Origin of the sequence: Alkalinema pantanalense CENA528, from assembly GCF_050753345.1 — a bacterium.
In the GTDB taxonomy this organism is placed as follows: Bacteria; Cyanobacteriota; Cyanobacteriia; order Leptolyngbyales; family Leptolyngbyaceae; genus Alkalinema; species Alkalinema pantanalense.
Map to the genome: position 1 here is coordinate 15,599 of NZ_JBLZFX010000031.1, position 21,455 is coordinate 37,053.

The 21,455-nt window shown below is 48.1% G+C and carries 13 protein-coding genes; 5 read left to right on the forward strand and 8 right to left on the reverse strand.

Annotation, left to right across the window (positions count from 1 at the left end; all coding sequences use genetic code 11):
* Positions 1 to 414: 414 nt before the first annotated feature.
* The 3 genes from ACN4EG_RS12235 to ACN4EG_RS12245 form a co-directional block, all read right to left on the reverse strand.
* A complete protein-coding gene (locus ACN4EG_RS12235) occupies positions 415 to 4,554 on the reverse strand; it encodes a CHAT domain-containing protein (protein WP_431629780.1) in 4,140 nt (1,379 codons plus the stop codon).
* A 71-nt stretch (positions 4,555 to 4,625) separates the two neighbouring features.
* Positions 4,626 to 7,964, reverse strand: coding sequence for a hypothetical protein (locus ACN4EG_RS12240; RefSeq protein WP_431629781.1), 3,339 nt, complete (start codon positions 7,962 to 7,964; stop codon positions 4,626 to 4,628).
* A 116-nt stretch (positions 7,965 to 8,080) separates the two neighbouring features.
* On the reverse strand, positions 8,081 to 8,500 hold the full coding sequence (locus tag ACN4EG_RS12245) for a hypothetical protein (RefSeq protein WP_431629783.1): 420 nt from the start codon (positions 8,498 to 8,500) through the stop codon (positions 8,081 to 8,083).
* Positions 8,501 to 8,919: 419 nt separating this feature from the next.
* Between ACN4EG_RS12245 and ACN4EG_RS12250 the strand changes: the two genes are divergently transcribed.
* From ACN4EG_RS12250 to ACN4EG_RS12260, 3 genes are all read left to right on the forward strand, one after another.
* Entirely contained in the window at positions 8,920 to 10,527 is a 1,608-nt protein-coding gene (locus ACN4EG_RS12250; RefSeq protein ID WP_431629784.1) for a ShlB/FhaC/HecB family hemolysin secretion/activation protein, read from the forward strand.
* A 418-nt stretch (positions 10,528 to 10,945) separates the two neighbouring features.
* The gene (locus ACN4EG_RS12255) at positions 10,946 to 12,868 is read left to right on the forward strand and encodes a CHASE2 domain-containing protein (RefSeq protein ID WP_431629786.1); all 1,923 of its coding nucleotides are present in this window, start codon (positions 10,946 to 10,948) and stop codon (positions 12,866 to 12,868) included.
* 115 nt (positions 12,869 to 12,983) lie between these two features.
* Entirely contained in the window at positions 12,984 to 13,688 is a 705-nt protein-coding gene (locus ACN4EG_RS12260) for a DUF928 domain-containing protein (protein WP_431629787.1), read from the forward strand.
* 40 nt (positions 13,689 to 13,728) lie between these two features.
* Here the strand turns inward: ACN4EG_RS12260 and ACN4EG_RS12265 are convergent, their stop codons facing one another.
* Positions 13,729 to 14,829 carry a hypothetical protein gene (locus ACN4EG_RS12265; RefSeq protein ID WP_431629788.1) on the reverse strand — a complete coding sequence of 367 codons (1,101 nt, stop codon included), beginning with the start codon at positions 14,827 to 14,829 and terminating at the stop codon, positions 13,729 to 13,731.
* Between the two features lie 134 nt (positions 14,830 to 14,963).
* Positions 14,964 to 15,677 carry a Crp/Fnr family transcriptional regulator gene (locus ACN4EG_RS12270; protein WP_431629790.1) on the reverse strand — a complete coding sequence of 238 codons (714 nt, stop codon included), beginning with the start codon at positions 15,675 to 15,677 and terminating at the stop codon, positions 14,964 to 14,966.
* 518 nt (positions 15,678 to 16,195) lie between these two features.
* Here ACN4EG_RS12270 and ACN4EG_RS12275 point away from each other — a divergent pair.
* Positions 16,196 to 17,089, forward strand: a complete 894-nt coding sequence (locus tag ACN4EG_RS12275) for a hypothetical protein (RefSeq protein WP_431629791.1) — start codon at positions 16,196 to 16,198, stop codon at positions 17,087 to 17,089.
* A 242-nt stretch (positions 17,090 to 17,331) separates the two neighbouring features.
* Here the strand turns inward: ACN4EG_RS12275 and ACN4EG_RS12280 are convergent, their stop codons facing one another.
* From ACN4EG_RS12280 to ACN4EG_RS12290, 3 genes are all read right to left on the reverse strand, one after another.
* A complete protein-coding gene (locus tag ACN4EG_RS12280) occupies positions 17,332 to 18,201 on the reverse strand; it encodes a Cof-type HAD-IIB family hydrolase (protein WP_431629792.1) in 870 nt (289 codons plus the stop codon).
* Between the two features lie 78 nt (positions 18,202 to 18,279).
* Entirely contained in the window at positions 18,280 to 19,128 is an 849-nt protein-coding gene (locus ACN4EG_RS12285) for a DUF928 domain-containing protein (protein ID WP_431629793.1), read from the reverse strand.
* Positions 19,129 to 19,304: 176 nt separating this feature from the next.
* On the reverse strand, positions 19,305 to 20,414 hold the full coding sequence (locus tag ACN4EG_RS12290; protein ID WP_431629795.1) for a hypothetical protein: 1,110 nt from the start codon (positions 20,412 to 20,414) through the stop codon (positions 19,305 to 19,307).
* 110 nt (positions 20,415 to 20,524) lie between these two features.
* Between ACN4EG_RS12290 and ACN4EG_RS12295 the strand changes: the two genes are divergently transcribed.
* Positions 20,525 to 21,436 (forward strand): metallophosphoesterase family protein, encoded by a 912-nt coding sequence (locus ACN4EG_RS12295; protein WP_431629797.1) that lies wholly within the window; start codon positions 20,525 to 20,527, stop codon positions 21,434 to 21,436.
* Positions 21,437 to 21,455: the final 19 nt, after the last annotated feature.

Genomic DNA, 21,455 nt, shown 5'->3' on the forward strand with positions numbered 1-21,455 from the left:
TGATAATTGATTTTTTGTCATCAGTATAACGAGATGCCAGAAAAAATATAGAGATCAAACTCAAGCTCGTAATTGATCCATATCACAAATCCAAGTCAATGGGTCTCTTGTAAGTCAACAGGTATGCTTTAAGTACAGGTATGCTTTAAGTAAATAAGGGAACAGCGCATAAATAAAATCTCAATTGGGTAGGGGTAGGAGAGTAAAAGGGTAGGAGAGTAGGGGAATGAAGAGGGGATATTATTTCTTTGCAAATCCCTAAGCACTCCAATGTGATTTAGCAAAACGCACTGTGACTCAATCGCAGGAACCGATCGTAGGGAGTAGAGCCTAAGACATAGATCGCAGGGAGTAGAGCTTAGGAGATAGATCGCAGGGAATAGAAAGGGGAGAATCAGTCTGATCAGATTTTTCTCACCAAGGATTTCCAATCAGAGTGAATGCCGCCCAGTAATAGGGATGTCTAAAGTTAGAATCACTAGTTGCAAAGGAACTAGGAATGCTAATGCTGCTACCTGATGATAATCCCATAATTTTTCCATCTTCGAAGGTAATCATACCCTTCGCCATCGCAATTTGGGCCTGACGCAGCGCATCAGACTTCACAGGAAAGGTTTGCATGGAGTGGTAAAACTGACTAATCAGCGACATAGTAGCGGTGTCATTGACGTACCATAGGCTTGCAATGGCAGTCTTAACTCCCGTTTGAATGGAAAGTCCTGCTAGACCCAATTCAGCATCACGGTTCCCCAGGGCAGTTCGACAAGCACTGAGGACTAATAATTCAACGGGAGGATTGTTCCAATCCAGTTGACGAATTTGGTCTAGTTTCAATCGATCGTTCCAGAGTTGAATATAAGCATCCTTTGGCGAATCCGCAGTAAAGTTGGCATGGGTTGCCACATGGACAATTTGAAAATCCTGTTTCTGCCGTGCGGTTTTGAGTTGATTAAACGTAGCCTCCTGGTTGAGGTAGGTGGTTTGCTTTTTCCAGAGTTGGGAAATGGTTGCTAGCTCGGTTTTCACCATGGGCAATGGGAGTTGACCCTGGGTCACTTCCGAAATCCCGATCGCGAGTACCCGGCTCTGGCGCAAATCTAAGTAATTGGTTTGGGTTAATCCTAAACTGGGCATCAATCCCACACTGTATTGCTCAATTAAGAATTTCTCTCCATCATGGAGAGCGGCATAGGGCAAGGCTCGTAATCCCGCTTCTGGCAGAAAGACAACATTTGTGATTTCTTGATTATCTAGATCGGCCTTGAGGGGATTAATCATCCACTCATATAACTTCTTGGCACTGGCTAAATAGCTGGTACTGTGGGTTTTTAAAGGATTGGTAATTTCCCGTCGAAAGCTTTTCACGAGTTCTAATAAGCGATCTCGACTGACGGGAACCCGTTTCCGAAACCGCCCCCGTGCAGTGATTAACGTAAGTTCTAATTCATTTAATTGAGTGCGAACGTAAACCAGTGCAGGTCGAATTTTCAACTGCTTTTCAATTCGACGAGCTAACTCTGTACCATCCACAAACTTCGGCAGCTCGCCTCCAAACACAGAAATATATTCCTGACTGAGCTGGTTATCAATTCGTGTAGCTTCTTCTACAGAAACATTGGACAGTGAAGAATTTAAGTCCAGTGAAATTTTCGTGGTATTTAGGTTGGGACTAGCGGGTTCCTCCGTGGGGAGCAGCGGAGAGGAGAACAGGAGCGCAACCCGAGGAGCTGTTGCTAGGGCTTCTGCCGTGGGAAGCGTATCTAGAGCAACAACTTCAAACTGAGCAGGATCTCCACCCTGGGGAGGTGCAACATAAGTGAGTCGATCGGTGAGTCGGATCGGAGTTGTGTTGGTGATTAATCGTCCGCTCGCATCCAAGAGTTTTCCGATCGTCTGACGACTAGAATCCACTGGACGAATATAGAGGTTCACTTGATCGCGATCGGGGTCTACTGGAATCGTCAGTCCTAAATCTGCCAAGGTAAAAACTGAACGACTTCCCGGATCGACCGTTTTGGCAACGAGATTGGCTCCATCTAAATCGGGGAAATAGGGACTCTGGTTTTCCGCAGTTAGGGTAAAGTTGTTAAGCGGTTGATATTGAACAGTTTGGTTTTGCAGCGAAAACGTGCCTGTTTCCACCGCTTGACCTGCAACAACAATTTTGCGATTGCTGCCATTCAAACTGGCATCTCCAATAATGAAAGGTTGATTTCTAGGCCCCCCCCCTTGAGTAATTGTTAACGATTCACCCACTTTCAGACTGCTCGGTTCATAAATGGATTCCCCCTGACCATTTTTCCCGATTTCGTCGTAGCGGGCTCCCACAATGCGGACGCTGTCTCCTTGAATCTCTACATTGCCGCCCCTACTGCCGCCGTAGGCTTGGATGCTCTCTACCGTCACATCCCCTGAAGGATTGATTAAACGAATATTGCCTGCTCGACCTTGCCCCTGTCCATTGGATTCAAGATGGCGAGTTACCAGATCAGTATTGGCTTGTAATGTGATGTTGCCTGCCTGGGGAAATTGGTTAGTGATTCCAGCGGGGGTTGTCCAAATGATCCCTGTTTGAATACGATTCGCAGTCATTTGAACGGAGCCACCAAAGGTGATGACTGGCCCCACTTGAATTTGTCCTGTTGTTTGGTCTAAGCCACTGGTCAAAGTAACATCTTGCCCTTGGGTAATGACACCCGAAAGACTTAATTTTCGGGTTCCAGTGACCATAACTTTTCCAGTAGGCAACACTCTATCCGTAGCAGACGTTAAAATGAGGTTGCCGTTAATACGATCGGCATCAACAATAACGTTCTGACCAGGAGTAATAATATTCTGGAAATTGACTTGAGATGCTTTGACAGAATTAAATGAATTGCTTAACAAATCACTAGACGAATCGCTAGACGAATTAGCCAGCCCATCACTCGGCAAACCTTGCAAAGTGACCGATCCCTGGCGATTTTGAGCCAGGGTTGTATTAATGGCTTGTACTTGAATTTTAGGCGCTTGAATCAGCAGAGATCGCCCTTCACTCATCAACCCCACATCCGATCGAAACTCTGCACCTGCCCGAAAGGTAATCTGTCCACCGGATCCTAAGGAAACATTATTTTCAGCACTATTAGGGCTGGCTTGAAACCAAATACTACGATCGGCGGTGAGGGTTATATTTCCGGTAATTTGGGAGAGGGCATCGGGGCTAATCGTCCAAATGTCACCCGGAGAATCGGAATCGGGTAAGGTCTTACTTCCGGTTGGACTAATCAAAATATCGGTGGGATCTAACAAAACCTGTCCCAAAGCTCCTTGCGGTGCGCCAGCATCCAGGCTGCCTTCCATGCGCAATCGCTGCTTACCCGAAACTTCTACAAAGCCGCCATCGCCTTGCTGTTGGCCACCCCGTGCTTGGATGGTTCCGGAAAATTGCGTATCCCGATCGGCCCACACAATCACTTGGCCCCCATTGCCCTGTTGAAGCGCGTTAGCCGTGATCACACTTTGCCAATCGACCTGGGTTTCAGTTGCATTAATTCTCCGGCCCTGTCCTTGTTTTTCCCCACCTACCAGGATGGAGCCTGCGCCTAAATCACCATCGGCTTGAATCTTAGCCTGGGCCACTTGAACCCGATCGCCCAAAATTTCCACCCGGCCCCCCTGTTGATCAGAAGTCGTGTCCAAGGTGCCCGAGGCTAATACCGTTCCAGGAGTTGGCGCAATGGTCACACTGGAGCCTTTCAAGTGAATTTTGCCGTCAGGGGTCGTTTCCAATTGCGTGGCGTGATGAATATTTTGGGTTTTGGTGAGGAGTTGCCCGATCGTTTCCGGCGTCCACTGGGCGATCGGCTGCTGGGTAGACAGTTCCAACCCCATGACGCTACCCGTTTGGCTCAAACGCACCTGCTGACCACCGGGAACTGCCGTCAGGGTAATTTGCCCTCCAGGAGCCTGTAACGTGCCTGTATTGACGATCGTGCCCGCCGAAAGATGAATCCCTTGCCCCGGTTGTACCGCGAGATTACCCCCATTGACGATCGCGCCGGGTTTCGACAGGGCAAAGCTGAGAGATGTGGGGGCACCCGTTAACTGGTCTGGAGACTCGTTGGATTGCATATCCCAGCGTCCCTGGTCAAACCCAATCCCCGTGGCCGTTGTTGCCGAAAACATAGCGGGTAAGTTGAGACGGGCATTGGAGCCGAAGAGAATTCCCGCCGGATTCATTAAGTACAAATTGGCTGAACCACCACTCAGTTTCAGTAAGCCATCAATGATGGAGGCCTCTCCGCCTCGGACTCTCGCAAAGACATTGCGGGTCGCCGCATCAACTTGAAAATTTGCGGTTTGGCTGGCATTAAGGTTAAAGCGATCGAAGCTGTGAAATAAGTTACTGCCATTGCGCGATCGGGAACCCCCTTGAATGTCGATTTGGTTACCAGTGGTCTTAACCTGGGTACCCAAACCATCGGGAATTACTTGGGCAACTGCGGGTATACCAGCCCATCCAAGCAAGAAGCTCCCCACGACAACAGTCATCAAACCAGTCCGGTATCCCATAGCACCCTCTTAGGCAAAGCGTGATCGGGTAGATCAACCCATTCCCTAACATGCCCCAAACCACAACTTGCCTAAAACCGAAAATCCCCTTGAAGTTGAAATTCCCAATCTTCCCGTTGTCGTCCGATTCTCAATTGCCAAGTACTTCCCTTGCGGCTACGTCGCTGAAGAATAACACCCACCTGGGAGCCGTCTAGACGACGGTTTAAGCCCGTGCGCGTTTGATAATTCTGGTAGTACATCCCCACAGCCCAGCGGGGACTGATCGTCTGCATCGCTTCTAGGGTCAAATAGCCACGATCGCTCAGTTCCAAGGATGCATTCGCATTGAATCCAGAGGCGAAGTTAAATTGACTGGTCAAAAAATTAGTCAACGTCACTGATTTTTCCCCTTTTTCCGCCCGAGAATTCGCCGCTAGAAATACCCCCGCACTGAGGGTGTAATTCACCGCAGGAGTTTGGTGCAAATAGACATAGCTGAAGTTCGCATAGGCTGGATTGTTACGAGTTTGGGCACTATTCCAAGACAGTTGTAGCGTGGCAATGTTATTCGTAACTGCAACAATCTTTTTATCCGCATTAAGCTTGACTTGGGGATTAGCCCAGTTCACAACAGCATTGGCATACATTCCAAATCCTGGTTCTGGGGTTCCAATATCGTTTCGCACAACATTGGGTGCAACATTTTTACTAAAATTCAGCCACGCCCCAGCGGCTACCGCATAGTAAAATTTTCCATGGGATTTTTGCCAAACGGCTTCCATTGCAGGCAGTTGAAGATAGCCTTCAAAACTTTGTAATTCAGTGGTGACATAACCAATTTGGGAGAGTTCAATCCGATCGAAGGTCATATCGAAGAGTCGAATACCAATGGGAACAGCAACCAAATTTAAGTCATCCGATAATTCAAATTGAACCGTCTGTTTATCATTCGCGACAATCGTTTTGACCGCAGTGGTACGATTCTTATCGATCGAAGTCAATTTCGTAGGCACTGGTAGACCGATCGTCGCCAAAGGGCCAAAGGTCTGATCCGATAATCGTAATTTAGAAATATAAATTTCGCTCGATCGTACAGATTGATCAGCTTGGATCAACTGCACAAAGCGACGGTGGGTGCCGGTGCGGACTTGAAATAAATGAGATTGCGTTGGAGTAATGGGACTGGGGTAGGTAAAGGAGCCAGAGACAATATGTAAGCCAGAACTTAACTGAGCAATATTGAGAGATTGGTTAATCCGGACGTTAATCTGCTTGCGCTGTTCTGATGTGGTGTTGGTTCTGAGGGGGGCAAACGGTTCTTCGCGCTTCCGGCGCAAATCCGCTTCCCAGAGACTTTTTTCTAACCGATAGGGATGCACAAATGTAAACACCCCGCCTAGTAGATAACCTAAACTGGTATTAATACTCTGGGCTTGGTGAAACTCATTGGCATCTTTGGAAAACGCCACCGCCACCCCAGGATTGATAAACAGATTATAGTAAGTCGCTCGTCCCGGTTGTTTCTCGTATTGCAGAAGAGTTCGATTATGGGGCCGAGTCAGCCGAGCAAGATACCAGTCTTCCGCATTTTTAGTCACCGCTGTATCTAGAATCCTAGGCTTCCGGAGTCCCAGGGAAACCCAGTAGAGCGAATTAAGATAATACAACTGCCGTTGCTTGTCACTAATAAATGGATTAGATAAAACATTCAGCAAGTCATAATTATCAAATTGATCTCGCTGCAAAGTTTTGATCCCCGGCAGCGATGTGGTTTCTGGATTAAATGCAAATCCTTCTCCGGTAAAAGGATTACCAAAACTGATACCAGCTCTTTCTAATAATGCTGCATCGATCTGGGCTCCTTCAAACAATCCATCGCCTTCTAGCAGTACCTGTAAGTTAGTACTGGGAAAGGCTTGCAGAATTCTAGGGGTATTAACTGGTAGCAGTGAATCAAATAGTGAACCGCCGCCTTCAGGATTATAGGTGGAGGCTTCTCCTGGGCGGGGCGGGCGAACGATAATAGGTGCGTTGCGATTAGCAGTTTGACCCACAGTTTGGCCAGACAAAAAACCATTAGCATCAAGATCGATCGAGGAGACATTGGCACCGTCTAAATTATTCACTTCTCCCGAGATCGATAGAATACTGTTATTTTCTGCACCTTCTTGATCAATTAAATCAATCAAAGGCTGAGGCAACATCCAAACCGCCTGCATTCCCCATAATGCCTGGGTAACTTTGAATTTCTGTTCAATCACAGTATCCGTAGCCCGTCCCAAGTAGTCAAAATCGCCTACCCATCCCTGGGTTTCCATGACAATGCGATTTCCTGGCAGAATCCAATACAACTGCTGATCCGGTGCAAAGGATGTCATAGAAAAATCCTTAACGGTGAGTTGCTGACCGACCAAGGACGTACTAAAGCTCACTGCGTTACTTTTTTTGCGTTGCTCCCACCAATTCAATCGAGGCTGCGATCGCCCATAGGGATTAACTAAAGCCGGATAGCGTTGGGAGCTATTGGACAAAGCATTAAACACCTGGTTTTTCTGGGCTTCCTCTGGGGAAACGATCGCCTCTGCGCCGGGTGCTGTTTTGGGCACCAGTTGCACGCGCCCATCCTGGACGGTCGATTCTAAGGTAGGAACCGTTTCAACCGAATTAATGGGTTGACTGGCGATCGTTGGAGCAGAGGGGGAAACTTCCGACGGGCGAGACTGCGTAGCCCCTAATGCACGGGTTGCCTCAGTAATGGATGCGTTATTAGTAGATGCGTTATTAATAGATGCGTTATTAATAGATGCGTTATTAATAGATGCGTTATTAGTAGATGCGTTATTAATAGATGCGTTATTAATAGATGCGTTATTAATAGATGCGTTATTAATAGATGCGTTATTAGTAGATACGCTTTTAGAAGAAACGATCTGATCCGCAGATTGGGCCGGACTCACAGGTGGAGAAGTCGGATTAGTCAGCCCTGTATCCGATGCCAACCAGGAATTGGAAACGTTGAGTGGCACGGGATCAACCGAGATTACCTGCCCTACAAACGGATCAGGATTGAGAAAGTCCGTTGAAAGTTCGATCGAATGGCTATTCTCCAGCGATTCTGATTCGAGTTCCAGCAAGCTAGCCGAAGATTTTCCTTGCTGATCAAGAACTGTATTTAAAGATGCGGGCTGATTATACGTGATTGGATAGGGATTGGAATTAGCATTGACCGATTTGTTCACTGCTCCTTGCGAAGGCTTTACTGGCAAAGACTCTACAGAAGAAGGTTGGGGTACGGAAACTTCCCCCGCAAGCACTTGCTGTGCACAAGCCCAACTGACGATTGACGCGCTAATTGATGCACTAATTGATAACCAATAACGCATGGGGGGAATACCTGCGTCCAAGACAGCAAACTGAAAAAGGGGCATCGTCTAGAGTGCCCCTTTCTGTTGCAGTTCTCATGATTTGGCGTAATTAGAAATCTCTCTACCCGAGAATCCTGCTTACATGAGGTGAATTTGCGCTCGGTGAGTTTTCGATCGCCCTATTCCAACCCATCGGTACCAGCCGCTGCTTTCAAAATCGCGGTGTAGGAATCTAGACCTTCCTTCGTGGAGACATCTAACGTCCCTAGAGTGGTCAGCACATTTTCTTTCAAGGTATCACCAGCGGTGGAACCCGTGACAACAGTGCCCATTGTACTGTCTAGCGTCATACCAGAGGGTGTACCGTCTGCTCCGCCAGGAATCGCAGTAACCGTTACTGCACCATTAAAGCCATAGCCTGTGGGGGCCACTTTTTCAGCAGAGAAGGAAGTAGTATATCCTGCGGGAGTCGTGTAGCTAACAGAACCACTGACGGACGCATTATCAGCCAATGCCGAACCTGCAGCTAAAGCAATTGCACCCATCATTCCAACAGAAGCCTGTGCGATGACCCAAGAGGATTGAACAAACCGTTGCATAAACTATGTCCTAGAGATGAATACCTGACAAATTTCTCTGCTCTTTCCCAGATGAATGGAAGAGATGATGCGCTTATAGTGACCGAAAATTTTTAGGTTTAACGACCGCAACTTTACGGAAATCATTGATGATGACGATTAGCAATACTGATTTTCGGCGATGAGTGACCCGAGGTAAGGGATTTGCAAAGAAATAATATCCCCTCTTCATTCCCCTACCCTCCTACCCTTTTACGCTCCTACCCCTACCCAATTGGGATTTTATTTATGCGCTGTTCCCTAATTCGAGATTTCTCGATCGCAATGATCTTTCCTCAGTCAATTTCGGGCAGTCTGTAGTCTAGGACTCCAGCAATTAATAGGTTTTCTTTTAGACATTAAGCGAGTCCTGTCAGCAACCAGTCATCTGGGCAACAACCATGGATGGGCCGTCATTAATTTCTCGTATGCAACCCGTGATTGGAGGATTGGGGTTCTTGTGCACGATCGGGGTATCGACGACTTCCTGCTTAGCCCAAACCGCTGGCCCCCCAACGGAGTTACATCCCTCTGCGTCAAGCCCAGAAGTTGCCTCCAAAGAATCACCCATTATTCAAGTACGGCAGTTTGCAGTCAAAGGCAGTACAGTGTTCCGGCCTTGGGAATTGGCAAATGTCACACAACCCTATGAAGATCAAGCCCTGAAGCTAGAGGACTTGCAGAAAGCAGCGGATGCTGTTACCCGATATTACCTTGATCATGGGTATCTCACTTCGCGGGCGATTTTAGCAGATCAAACGATCGAAAATGGCACAGTCACCATTCAGGTTATTGAAGGTCGTTTAGAGAAAATTGAAATTGAAGGCACCCAAAAAATTCATCCCAATTACATTCGCAAACGCATTGAACGGGCGGGAATGCTTCCCTTAAACCAAGAAGCCCTAGAAAATCACCTTCGACTGCTGCGTGCCGATCCGTTATTGGAAAATATTGAGGCTTCCCTTAAGGAAGGCAGCAGCGTTGGCAATAGTATTCTCAGCATTCGTATCAAAGAGGCCCCTTCTACCTTTGGACAGTTCGCGATCAATAATCACAATGCCCCCAGCGTTGGTCGCACAAGTTTAGGGATTGTAGCAGGCAGTCGCAATCTTTTAGGAATGGGAGATAGAGTGGTCGTGAGCTTAGATCGATCGACCACAGGCGGCTCAACCCTCGCCAATTTAATTTATCAATATCCACTCAACAGCAAGCAGGGAACGGTTTTCTTTCGACTGTCCCCCAACCAATTCCAACTTACTGATCCGGCACTCAAAGCCTTAGACATTACTGGAAGTTCCCACTTGACGGAAATTACCATTCGACAGCCCATTGTACGAATTCCTTCGGAGGAAGTGGCTCTCTCCCTGGGTGTTGTCCATCGTCGCGGCAAGACTTTAGTTGCAGATATTCTGTCTAGCGAAAGTCAGACTAAAATGTTGCGTTTTGGGCAGGAGGTGACTAAGCGAGATAGTCATGGGTTTTGGCAGCTGAATTCCCAGTTCAATTTAGGCAGTACTCAGACAGAATCGACCGCTGGAGCTACTAGTTTCTTAACTTGGACAGGTCAATTTCAACGTCAACTCCTTTTAGGCAAAAATCATGCCCTACTGGCTGAACTTAACTGGCAATTGGCTTCTACGGAATTACATCCCTCCCAACGGTTTAGTTCAGGAGGCGCAACTTCTTTAAGGGGGTACCCCTATAACTTTTTCAATACCGATAATGGAGTTACCTTTTCGCTCTCCAATCAATGGGTCTTTCAACGAAATGCCAAAGGTCGATCGGTTCTCACGGCCTCACCTTTCCTGGATTTAGGCGTTGCTTGGAACCATTCAGGAATCATTGCTAACGATGCCAAGGGGTTAATGAGCAGTGCTGGAATTGGCTTACTTTGGCAGCCATCAAACAAGGTATCCCTTCAATTAGATGTTGCATTTCCTCTTAGATCGATCGGTTCGGTAAAATCGTTCTCTCCAGCGTTTTATTTTAATTCTGCCTATGAATTCTAATAACAGTGAATGATCATTATTGACCGTTGTTGACTATTATTGACACTTGGTTACTGTCAAGAGTTCATATTAGAGCTTTAGCGGTTCAACCCTAGTTCAACAAGTTGTGCACTTTTTTGAGAGATACAGAAAGAAAATCCATTAGACGATCGCTGTATGAAACATATCCAGGATGATAGGCAGCAAAACTTTCAGATTTAATTTCTATGGAACCAAGTTTCTAATGAATCGATTCTACAGCTCTCAGTGTAAGATTTCTCCGGGCATTGCTGAATAACACTATGATTTCGTCAGATTGGGGACAGATCCGCAAGGCTTTCACCAACTGTTTCATAGCCCGGTTCAGCAATGCCATTTCTCCGTGCACAAGTGTGACTACTGTTACTCCTTAATCTAAATTGCTATCTGGATTGCTATCATGCGACGTTCTCTCAATCAACTGTTAGACAAACCCCTCTTAAAAGCAAGTTTGCTGAGTCTGAGTATTATTGGTGGCATTCTATTGATGGAGCAAAAGGGTGTCTTGGAACCCTTGGAACTCCGAGCCTACGACCTCATGGTGCGACTGCGCCCTGGACAAGAACCGGACTCTCGCTTGCTGGTTGTAGGCGTAACCGAAACTGATCTACGCCGCCTGAACATAGCAACCCCCAGCGATCGTACCCTCGCTGAGGCATTATCCATTCTGCAAGCTTCCAAACCTCGGGCGATCGGATTGGACTTCTATCGAGATTTACCTCAAGGAGATGGGCAGAAAGCACTGATTCAACAACTCCAAGCCAAAAATGTAGTAGCTATTCATCGCATTTCCAACATTGCGGATGAACAGATTCCACCACCACCCGGCATGCCCCCGGAGCAAATTGGCTTTAATGACATTTCCATCGATCGCGATGGTGTTGTTCGGCGAACCCTAATTTTCGCCCAGGAAGAAACCTCCTTTGCAATGCAATTAGCGTTTACCTATTTAGAAAAAGATGGCGTGATGGCGGAGGAAAGTCCTGAAGAAGCAGGGATTTTAAAACTGGGGCAGAGCACATTTTGGCCGATTGGAAGTAGCTCCGGAGCCTACCGAACAGCCGATACTCGTGGGCACCAAATTCTTCTGAATTACCGTAACTTACAAGTTGGTCGTCGAGTCACCTTATCCCAACTGCTCGATCGACAGGTTCCTGCCGATTGGATTCGTAACAAAATCATTCTGATTGGTAATGTGGCTACTAGTAGTAAAGATTTTTTCTACACACCCTATAGCCCCGGCCAAAAAAATGAGCACCAAATGAGCGGGGTGGAAGTCCACGGCCAAGTCATCAGCCAAATTTTGGATGCTGCCAGTGGTAAACGGCCTTTAATCTGGTCTCTTTCCAATCATACTGAACGGGTTTGGATTGCCATCTGGGGAATCATGAGTGCAATTATTGCTTGGCGAATGCGCAGAATTTTCCCCTGGGCGATCGTCCAAGCATCTATTCTCGCAGCCTCTTCCAGTCTGGGCTTCGTCGCCTTGATGCAAGGACTATGGATTCCTGTAGTAGCCCCGATTGTAAGCGCGATCGCCGGGGGAGGATGCGTAATTGCCTATCGAGCACAAATGTTACAACGCCAAAATCGCATGGCCATGACGTTGCTGGGGCAAAACACTTCACCTAAAGTGGCACAAACCCTGTGGGAAAATCGCCATGACTTAATTCAATCCGGTCATTTAACAGGGCAGCAGGTCATAGCAACAATGTTATTTTCGGATCTGCGGGGCTTTAGCGGCATTTCTGAAAATCTCACACCGCCCGATCTGATGCGATGGTTGAATGAATATCTCAGCACCATGACCGCTGCAATTCATCACCATCAAGGGGTGGTGAATAAGTTTATGGGAGATGGAATTTTTGCTGTATTTGGAGTACCGATCGCCCGCACAACAACGGAAGAAATTGCAGCCGATGCAGAAGATGCCGTCAACTGCGCGGTCGAAATGGCACAACGATTAGAGCAATTAAATCAAGAATGGGGAGAACGAGGATTTGGCCCAATCCAGATGCGAGTGGGAATTTGTACAGGAACAGTAGTAGTTGGCACCTTGGGAAATCGGGATCACTTGGAATATGGTGTGATTGGAGATGCAGTGAATACCGCTTCTCGCTTGGAAAGTTGTGAAAAGCATCGACAACCTGATCCCTGCCGTATTCTGATTAGTGAATCAACCCAACAATATTTGGGCGAAAAGTTCGCTTTGGAAGCTTGGGGAATGATTGGATTAGCTGGAAAACAACAACAGGTTAATGTATACCGAGTGATTAATCATCAACTTACCGAAGTGAATACTGAGGCAATCTCAGTTCCGTAGCTCTACTTGGGCAACTCAACACTTCCATCTATTTTTCCGGACATTCTCGGATTGATAAATGAGGTCTATCCCAAACAATCAAGATATCGATCATTGTCTTGGTGAGTTAGTTCTTATGGGTTTTCTGCGTTCAGGTTTGCTCTGCCTTGTAGCTGCAACAGTGGTAACAGTGAGTTTAGCGGACATTGCCTCTGCCCAGCGATTTACACCTAAAAATCGGGGGTTACCGGGGCGTCGGGAAGGGGGCGGAACCCGTGGAGCTTGTCCCACGTTGCAGACAGATCAGCGGACTCTGCAAGATTCCGTCGTGGCGATCGTGCCCCAAGATAATGTTATTACAACTGCATCTGACCACCCCACCCTAATGTGGCATGTGCCCAAAACCAGTGCAACTTCAGCATCTTTCATTTTGCTGAATGAGAAGGGTGAAGAATTATATGCCCAAGATTTTGCATTGAGCGGAAAAGCTGGAATGATTCGCTTAAGCGTGCCTGAGACAGCTCAGCCGTTGCAAGTTGGGAAAACCTATCAATGGAAGTTTGCGCTGGTCTGTGATGCAGACGATCGATCGGGCGATATAGTCACAGAAGGATGGATAGAGCGGGTGAACCTACCAGAGGATGTACAGCGCAAGTTACAAGCCCTGCCAGTAAAAGACCATTCCAGCGTCTATGCAGAATCTGGGATTTGGCAGGAAGCATTGAACAGTCTTGCGGATCTGCGGTTACAAAATCCAGACCCTGCTGTACAACGTGACTGGAAGAGCTTACTTCAATCCGTTGATTTGGGAGATCTCGCACAGGATCCTGATATGAAATAAGAGTCTTGCGCTTTGGCATAATCTTATGCACCGGGGGTCACTAGGACTCATTATCCCAGGTACCCAGATCGGCAGGCAGGTTGATTGGGGCCCCCTCTCCTAAGGATTCTTCAGCGATCGTCAGTCGAATCGTACGGGAAAATCCTTGTCCATTGGGATCACCCAAAGTCACTTCCACCACGTCACCGGCCAGGGTATCCAACCGACTCAACAAACTGCGCAGATGGGGCGTACTGGCTCCCGTATCTACATACAGCCGTTCGGACAGCTGATTAATCCGTCGCCAAGTGGTATACAGCTTGGCGATCGTGCTTTCCAATGACGCCGCTTGATTGACTAATTCCGCCGTCGAATTGAGGACTCCCACCCGCAGTGCCTCTTCCAAGGCCAGTTCTAAGTCAACATTCGACTCGCTCAGCGCCTGCACTTGGTTAGCCGACTCTAAATACCGCGCTAAATAACGGGCTTCAGCGGTCACCTGTTTGAGCGTCTCCACGTCAGGGCTATCGGCCACAGCATCACGGATGGTCACTTGGTGCACTTCCGGCAAACGTTCCATCTGCTTAACCAACGGAGCCAAATATTTCGGTGGAATCGTTTGATCCGCCGCCTTGGCCCGCACCTCATCCGGCAGCAGGTCAGAGGTCATGGCCGTCCACTCATCCGAGAGTTGTCGCACTTCCCGCCGCGTAATTTTGTTGCCCTGTTTAGCAGAATCCGCAATCATCTGTTGTACTTCCGGAGCCGATTGGGCGGTAGCAACAAAGGCGCGTTTAGTGAATTGATTGACATCCTCTGCCTCCAAATAGCCCTGCTCTAACAAGTGGTCAGCGCTATTGGCAAGATCGATTAAGTTATAAGCATGACTACGACTAATTTCTCGATCTTTCAACCAGTTGAGAAAGCCCGCACTGCGCCCTTCTCCCAAGTGCTTCTCCCGATCGCGGATCGTGCGTAGAATTCGTCCTCGCCAGATATCAGTCTGCAAATCAAAACGATCGCAGACCTGCCAAGCAATTTCAATTTTCTGCTGAAACTCAACCTCGGAAATTGCATCATCCTCTGGATCTGGAAGCTGGAAGTTAAATCCATCCTTCACAACTTCCATGAGTTCCATTGAGAGATCGAACAACTGTGACATCGGGATGATCGGGTAAGAAGCCAACGCAATATTATTGCATGCCCTCGGGCCTATCGGATTGGTCTGCGTCGGTCACCCAACCCTTCCTCCAAACCGTGCGCTAAATCACCATCACCCTGCTCGGAATCGGTCGCTCAATAGGTATAGGAACGCATCCGATCGCGCAACATAGATTCCGCAGGAAGGCAAAGCAAATTATCGTCCTGGGTAATAATCATGCCCTTCTGACGCAATTTACCCATGAGCCGCGTCACGGTGACCCGAGTAGACCCGATCGCGCTCCCAATTTGTGCATGGGTCAGGGGAAAGGGCAAACAATAGCCTTCGTCGGTAGGCTCTCCATATTCTTCAATGAGCAGGGTCAGAAACCCAAAGAGCCGATCGATCGTACGACGTTGACCGAGGGTACTCAACCACAACAATTTTCGTTGATGTTGATACCGAAATGCATCCAACACTTCTCGTCGAAAGTGAGGCCAGTTATCCAAATCATTCCAGTACATCCAGATCACTGCCGTTTGTTCGACGTGGGCAAAACTTTGGAGGGTAAAGGGAGACTGCGCAACCACTTCAAAGGGCTGCCCTGCGCCTACAAAGCCCAAAAACGCTTCCTCTGGTGCCATACGAGCCAAGCGTGAACTTGTACTCGTACCAGTAGCATTCATTTGAGCCGTCCCAACCAAGCGCACCGCACCTCGTTGAACTAGATAGAGCAGTCCCGGTCGGGTAATGATTCTTTCATCTTTGCTAAAAGTACGACAGCGGTAGTGCTCCTGAGCCCAGTCAATGATGCGTTGCCAAGTCAAAAAGGGGCGAGATGAATCTGGGGCTTGTGATACTGAGTACATAGTGATAGGAGTTGTGAGAAAACAACTATTGTTTCTAAATATGAAGTTAGCGTTTGCTGTGTCACTAGAGATAAAGACTGTAATACCAGCCTTAAAAATTCCAAACAACCACTAAATATCCAACGGCTGTAACTAGTATTGATTCAAGTCAATTCAATTGGGAGAAGTAAGAATAGTAACTCGCTCGATGTCCAATCCTAGCAAGCTAGATTAAGGCTGCATGAAGAAAAAATACAATGTATTAATAAGGGATTATTAATAACATGTATCAATAACAACTAACTTAACTGATTTGCTCTAACAACTCCACCCTGATGCTGTGAATCACCAAGAATCACCAAGAATCACCAACTTTTAGCTAGCGTAGTCTACTTGAGATGTTCCTCTATAGTTTGCGTACATTGTTACGGGTTCGACTTTATACAGCCATCTACCCATGGATTGATCTTTGTGATGCTGAATTTGTACAGCGTTCACCGACTACTGTATTAGCAGTTTTGGCACAAAAAGTGCATCCCATGAACTTGCCAATTAAGCGGATTGAGCGAACTGGTTGCCTAGGTTATCGCTCTACGATCGCAATGCAAATCTCGGCTAAAACCCAACAGTCTGCCACCAGCATTGCCCAAACGATCGTAGAGCACTTCAACTGTCCCACGGACTTATGGCGTGCATCATTAGATACTTCGGAGGACACTTCAGACAAGTTGTGCTTACAGGATGAGCCAAACTTGGCACCCCTCTGGATGAACATTCCGGCGCAATGGGATGAAAGGGGAGGAATTGTGCTGGAAATCAATGACCGTGTCCTAGCCCATTGGTTAGCCCTGCTGCTACAGAATCCCACTTCGACTTTCAGAGCGATCGGTGAGGCCAGTGATGCTTCACTTCGGCTGCCGGATTCGCTGCCGGAATTTTGTTTGCCTCAAGAGATTCCCTGGCTTGTTCATTGGGTTCATGCCCGGTGTCATCAACTGCTACGTGCAGGCATTTCCCAAGGGTTGCCCCAGTTCCTTCCTAATGCAACCCAACCAGGGGACAGGTTAGATTGCCAAAGAAAGATGATTCCTGATCTAGGGATAGCGCAGGAAGAGAGGGTAACATTTCTGAATCATCTAACTGCCCTGGCAGAAGGTTCCTTGCAATTTCCAAAAATAGCCGATTTACTTTTACAGCCTTTGGTGGATAGCTGGGATAACTGGGAAGTTGATTTGCCCTTAAAAAAGCGGCTCAAAGGAATAGATAACCTCTGCCAAGCCTTCCACCGCTTCGATCGGGTTTACCAAGTGGCAAATCATCAAACCGCAAGTCCCGATCGCGCGTTCGAACGCCAATTTTTACATCTTTTGGTTTATTGGATCCAGGCGACCCTCCATCTTTACGTGGGTGAGCCACTGGTGGAATTTCTCTAGGGTGATAACTGATACAGATACAGGAAATAAGAGATTCTTATTTTTCAAACTAGTGACAATCCTGTGAACCTCAGTTATATTATGGAGGTGTGAGGAGCGAACCAGAAAGGGCACCGAGACGAAACACGGCCAGTCGTCGGTGCCCTTACTGATTTTTAAGGGGTTGATTGTGACCTCTGTCAATAGTCTGAGTAAATGGTCTACGCTGTATCCCCTGGGCCTAATACGGCAAGCGTATAATCTTACTCAAGCAAGAATTTTTGAATCGCGATCGCTGCACCATCTGCTTCAACCGTCGGTGCAACCCAATTTGCCGAAGACTTAACAATGTCAGGCGCGTCACCCATTGCAATTCCAAGTCCTGCATACTGGAGCATTTCTAGGTCATTACAGTTATCCCCGATCGCCATCACTTGTTCAGGTTGCAGATGCAAATCTTCTGCAAGACGTTGGACAGCGTGACCTTTAGTGGCGTGGGGATGGGTCGCTTCTACAAACGTGGCGACAGAGGTTGTGATATGTAAATCCTTAGGATTTGTGCTGGCTTGAAGATCAACTAAGACCGTTTGCATCAATTCAGTCTCTGCGCTGAGTGCTAGAACTTTGGTAGGAGAGCGATCGAGAACGGATCGCAAATCTCCAACGGCGATCGGTGCAATGCCTGAGCGCTGAACATAGGCTTCGGTGTCGGGGGTAATTTCTCGGACGTAGAGATCATCATCAATATAAAAATGTACAGAGAGACGATGGCGCAGATCCCCTTGTTCTAGATAGGCTAATAAGTCCAGAGCCTGGGACGGAGTGACTGGAGTGTGCCAAGACCGTTGATTGGTAGCTGGATCTTGGATCCAAGCTCCTTGATAGGCAATTAGGGGCAGTTGCAAATTTAAGGCTTGGTGAAATCGCAGGGCGGCTCGGTACATTCGACCTGTGGCGATCGCGACAGCAACCCCTTGGTCTTGGACTGCTGCGACTGCATCTACAATCGGTTGACTGAGTTGGTTCGATTTGCCAGCAATGGTGCCATCAATATCGAGAACTAACAGTCGAATCTTCTGGGTATCTCGGGCATCGGTCTGCGATCGAGGATTTTCAGAACGGAGAATGGACACAAAAAAATTCCTCCACAGGTTGCATACCTCTTTCGATGAGATTATGCCCTATAGAGGACTACTTCAAGTGTAATCTTGCTAGCTGAGCGGTTTAGAGAAGGTTGGGTTTTCCTGTTCCCACTCGATCACTTGGGATAAGCCAACTTGATTGAATAGGGAAAATAGTGAATTCAAGGGTTGTTGATCGTGAGGGGTTGTGTGAAGAGATTGGATATATTCAGTTAATGCGTCGTACCAGAGACCCGCTTCCGCTAAGAAGTTAGCCCGCTCCATCGGCGATCGAATGGCCATAAGTTGCTTCGATTGAGCAGGAGCCAGTTCAACTCGCTCAATCCAGCCCCGTGTAACAATGTTGCTGACTGAGTGATCGGAAGGATTCACCATAAACACCGTCCAGCGATAGAGATGTCCTGGCTTCAGTTCCGCTACATGATCTGGTATGTGAACTTGATTAAGACCAGCGTTCAATTTGGGGAGTTGAGCCACCCAAATGGGTTTGCTGACACCGGGCTCCACTAAGGCAATTTGAATCGGTTGATCGCTGGCGTGGGATGCATACCAATTCAAGACAGGACGGGCACTTGCGGTTAAGCCAATATGATCGGTGGGAACTAAGGCCGTTAGTGAAAGGGTACAATCCTCTCTACCAGTAGCAAAAATTTGGCAACCTCGTGATCCCCCCCCTTGAGTCCGTTTTGGCATGCCCCGTCGTTTAGGTGGAATGTAACGAGGGGCCTTTGCCAGCGCTACTCCAGAGCCGCTCCATTGCTGAAAAAATTGGCCTACAGGCGAAGTCGATTCCGCGATCGAACCACTGAGTTGAAGCGATAAAATGGCCAGCGTTCCTAACAAAGCCGTAGCTAATCGACAGCCATGCTTGTAGGCAGTGGGCTGATTGAGGATGGGAATATGAGTGGTTTGCGCCATCGGTCTTGTCCTGCTGCAAAAGATCCCAAAACCAGAGTATTGAAATCTTTTTCAGGTAGGCGACCGCGCATCCCGTAGAGTTTCTATGAAATTACAGCAAAGCTACAACAATTCGCCATGAAGCCAGGACAATGGCTGACAAGCACTGTAAGACAGCCGTTACACTTTCGGGCTGGCTAGCGGCGTTGCAGAATCACCATTTCCGATCCTACGATCGGACTCCGAGCTAAGACAGCCCCTTCTGAATCGATGAGTTCTAGTTCCGTCAAGTTTTTTTGTTGAGCTTGCTGAAGCATTGTGTTGGCTAGTCGATCCTGATTGTCTGTGCTTAGGGATCGCCAAGTATCACCCATGACGAGTTGAAGCCCCTCCGTTGTCGCTTGAGGTTTAACAGCCATCACCACTTTAGCCAGATCAGGATTCTGTTTTTGGAGAGGTTCTTGCAGAAACACCAACAATTTTTGCTCTGGGGATAGGGGAACAGAGGAGAGGGTTCCCGCTAAGGGAGTTGGTGAGGGCGCTGGAGCGATCGCGCTAGAGGGGCTAGGGTATGCCAAGCTAGACCGACGATCGGGGGCCGTTAGGCTTTGGGGCACCGGTTGGGACTGGCCACGGGAGCTCTCGATCGATCTAACCCCGCTAGTTGCAGAAGACTTTGGTGCAGACCGGCTGATGGCGGGGGCAGGCGCAGAGGGAGTCGGTGCAGGGGTGGCTTTGCCGGAGGGAATGGCGGAGAGCAACCACAGTAGCAATAACAAGGTTCCCAATACCACCCCTGAGAGTGCTCGATCGGACAAGGGCTTTAACGGCTCAGGCAGGCGAGGACGCAATTGGTCGATCGCGAATCTCCAAACGGGATAGAGCTTTTCCCAAACAGATTGGGTGGTGCGAACAACTGGTGTGAAATCGATCGGATCCACTTTATTAGGATCCGCTTCCACCTGAGCCTCTAATTCTGTAGTCAACTTTTGGAGTTGTTTCGTTACGCCACGTAAGCCTTGGATTGCCGTTGGTCGCACCTTAACCCAAGTGGTTTGGGCAATTTGTTGAGAGGTTTGCAAAACTTGCGCAACGCGATCGGAATTACCCCCAACAACGGTAGCGTTATTCGAGGGCTTGGGGGCAACGCTCGGGGGCGTGTCGAAGTCCTCCATGGCAGGGGAACCAGTAGAGGATGCAGCAGCGGGCGCTGGACTCGGTGAACTGGATAGTGGAGTCAAGTCTTGCGGGGCAGAATCTTCCGGGGGTTGAGCAGGGGGAGTGGGCGGGGTGGGCTGATCAGACATGAATCTCTCCTCATTTTGGCAGCACAACCTCAACAGAAAGCGCTACAGTCTTAAACGTGCTACCCTCCAGCATCAAATCTACCCCAAATTCCATCGCATTGCGCACTCCTATGAGCTTTAAACGTCGTCGATTTTTGATCCTTGGTGGTCTGAGTGGCTTAGGTCTAGCGATTCTTGGGAAACAGGCCCTACGTCCGGGGCAAACCACCACAGCTACGACGCCAGAAGTCGCGCCCCTCCAAGTTGCCACACCAACGGGGCAACCCTTGCTGCGATTTGCTGCGATCGCCGATACAGGATCCGGAGATCGCAACCAATTTGCGGTGGGTCAGGCAATGGCGAAGTACCGCGATCGGAATCCCTACGACTTAGTAGTTTTAGCGGGAGATAACATTTACAACAGCGGCGAAATGAGTCGCATTCAAGTGGCCTTTGAAGAACCGTATCAGCAACTGTTACAAGCAGGCGTTAAGTTTCGAGCTGGCCTAGGAAACCATGATATCCGCACCGAGAATGGGGATCCCCAGGTTCGTTACGCTGGTTTCAATATGCAAGGTCGCTTTTATTCCTATGTTGCTGAAGCTGCACAGTTTTTTGTCCTCGATACCAATGGCAATGCAGATTGGAAGGGGCAAATGGCTTGGTTAGAACAAGAGTTAAGCAAAAGTCAAGCCCAATGGAAAGTGGTTTATGGGCACCATCCCATTTATTCGTCGGGACACTATGGTACTGATTCAGAATTTGTGAAGTTGTTTACGCCTCTATTTAAAAAATATCGAGTACAGCTTTACATCAATGGGCATGAACACGATTACGAACGATCTCAACCCATTGATGGAACGACTTACTTAGTGACTGGGATTGGAGGCGCAAGCCTGCGGCCTGTTGGGAAATCGAAATGGACTGCGGCCTCAACGTCGCGTTTTGGATTTTCCGCGATCGAACTTCATCGCGATCACCTTGTGATTCAAGGCATTGGTACCGACAATACAGTGTTTGATAGGGGAAAGATACCGGTTTGATCAGAGAATTGAGTCAGTA

Excerpts from the sequence above, each read along its gene's own strand:
- ACN4EG_RS12270 (WP_431629790.1), bottom strand. The coding sequence starts at position 15,677 with ATGTACTCAGTATCACAAGCCCCAGATTCATCTCGCCCCTTTTTGACT.
- ACN4EG_RS12240 (WP_431629781.1), bottom strand. The coding sequence starts at position 7,964 with ATGCCCCTTTTTCAGTTTGCTGTCTTGGACGCAGGTATTCCCCCCATG.
- ACN4EG_RS12235 (WP_431629780.1), bottom strand. The coding sequence starts at position 4,554 with ATGGGATACCGGACTGGTTTGATGACTGTTGTCGTGGGGAGCTTCTTG.
- ACN4EG_RS12295 (WP_431629797.1), top strand. The coding sequence starts at position 20,525 with ATGAGCTTTAAACGTCGTCGATTTTTGATCCTTGGTGGTCTGAGTGGC.
- ACN4EG_RS12250 (WP_431629784.1), top strand. The coding sequence starts at position 8,920 with ATGGATGGGCCGTCATTAATTTCTCGTATGCAACCCGTGATTGGAGGA.
- ACN4EG_RS12255 (WP_431629786.1), top strand. The coding sequence starts at position 10,946 with ATGCGACGTTCTCTCAATCAACTGTTAGACAAACCCCTCTTAAAAGCA.
- ACN4EG_RS12285 (WP_431629793.1), bottom strand. The coding sequence starts at position 19,128 with ATGGCGCAAACCACTCATATTCCCATCCTCAATCAGCCCACTGCCTAC.
- ACN4EG_RS12265 (WP_431629788.1), bottom strand. The coding sequence starts at position 14,829 with ATGTCACAGTTGTTCGATCTCTCAATGGAACTCATGGAAGTTGTGAAG.
- ACN4EG_RS12290 (WP_431629795.1), bottom strand. The coding sequence starts at position 20,414 with ATGTCTGATCAGCCCACCCCGCCCACTCCCCCTGCTCAACCCCCGGAA.
- ACN4EG_RS12275 (WP_431629791.1), top strand. The coding sequence starts at position 16,196 with ATGAACTTGCCAATTAAGCGGATTGAGCGAACTGGTTGCCTAGGTTAT.
- ACN4EG_RS12260 (WP_431629787.1), top strand. The coding sequence starts at position 12,984 with ATGGGTTTTCTGCGTTCAGGTTTGCTCTGCCTTGTAGCTGCAACAGTG.
- ACN4EG_RS12245 (WP_431629783.1), bottom strand. The coding sequence starts at position 8,500 with ATGCAACGGTTTGTTCAATCCTCTTGGGTCATCGCACAGGCTTCTGTT.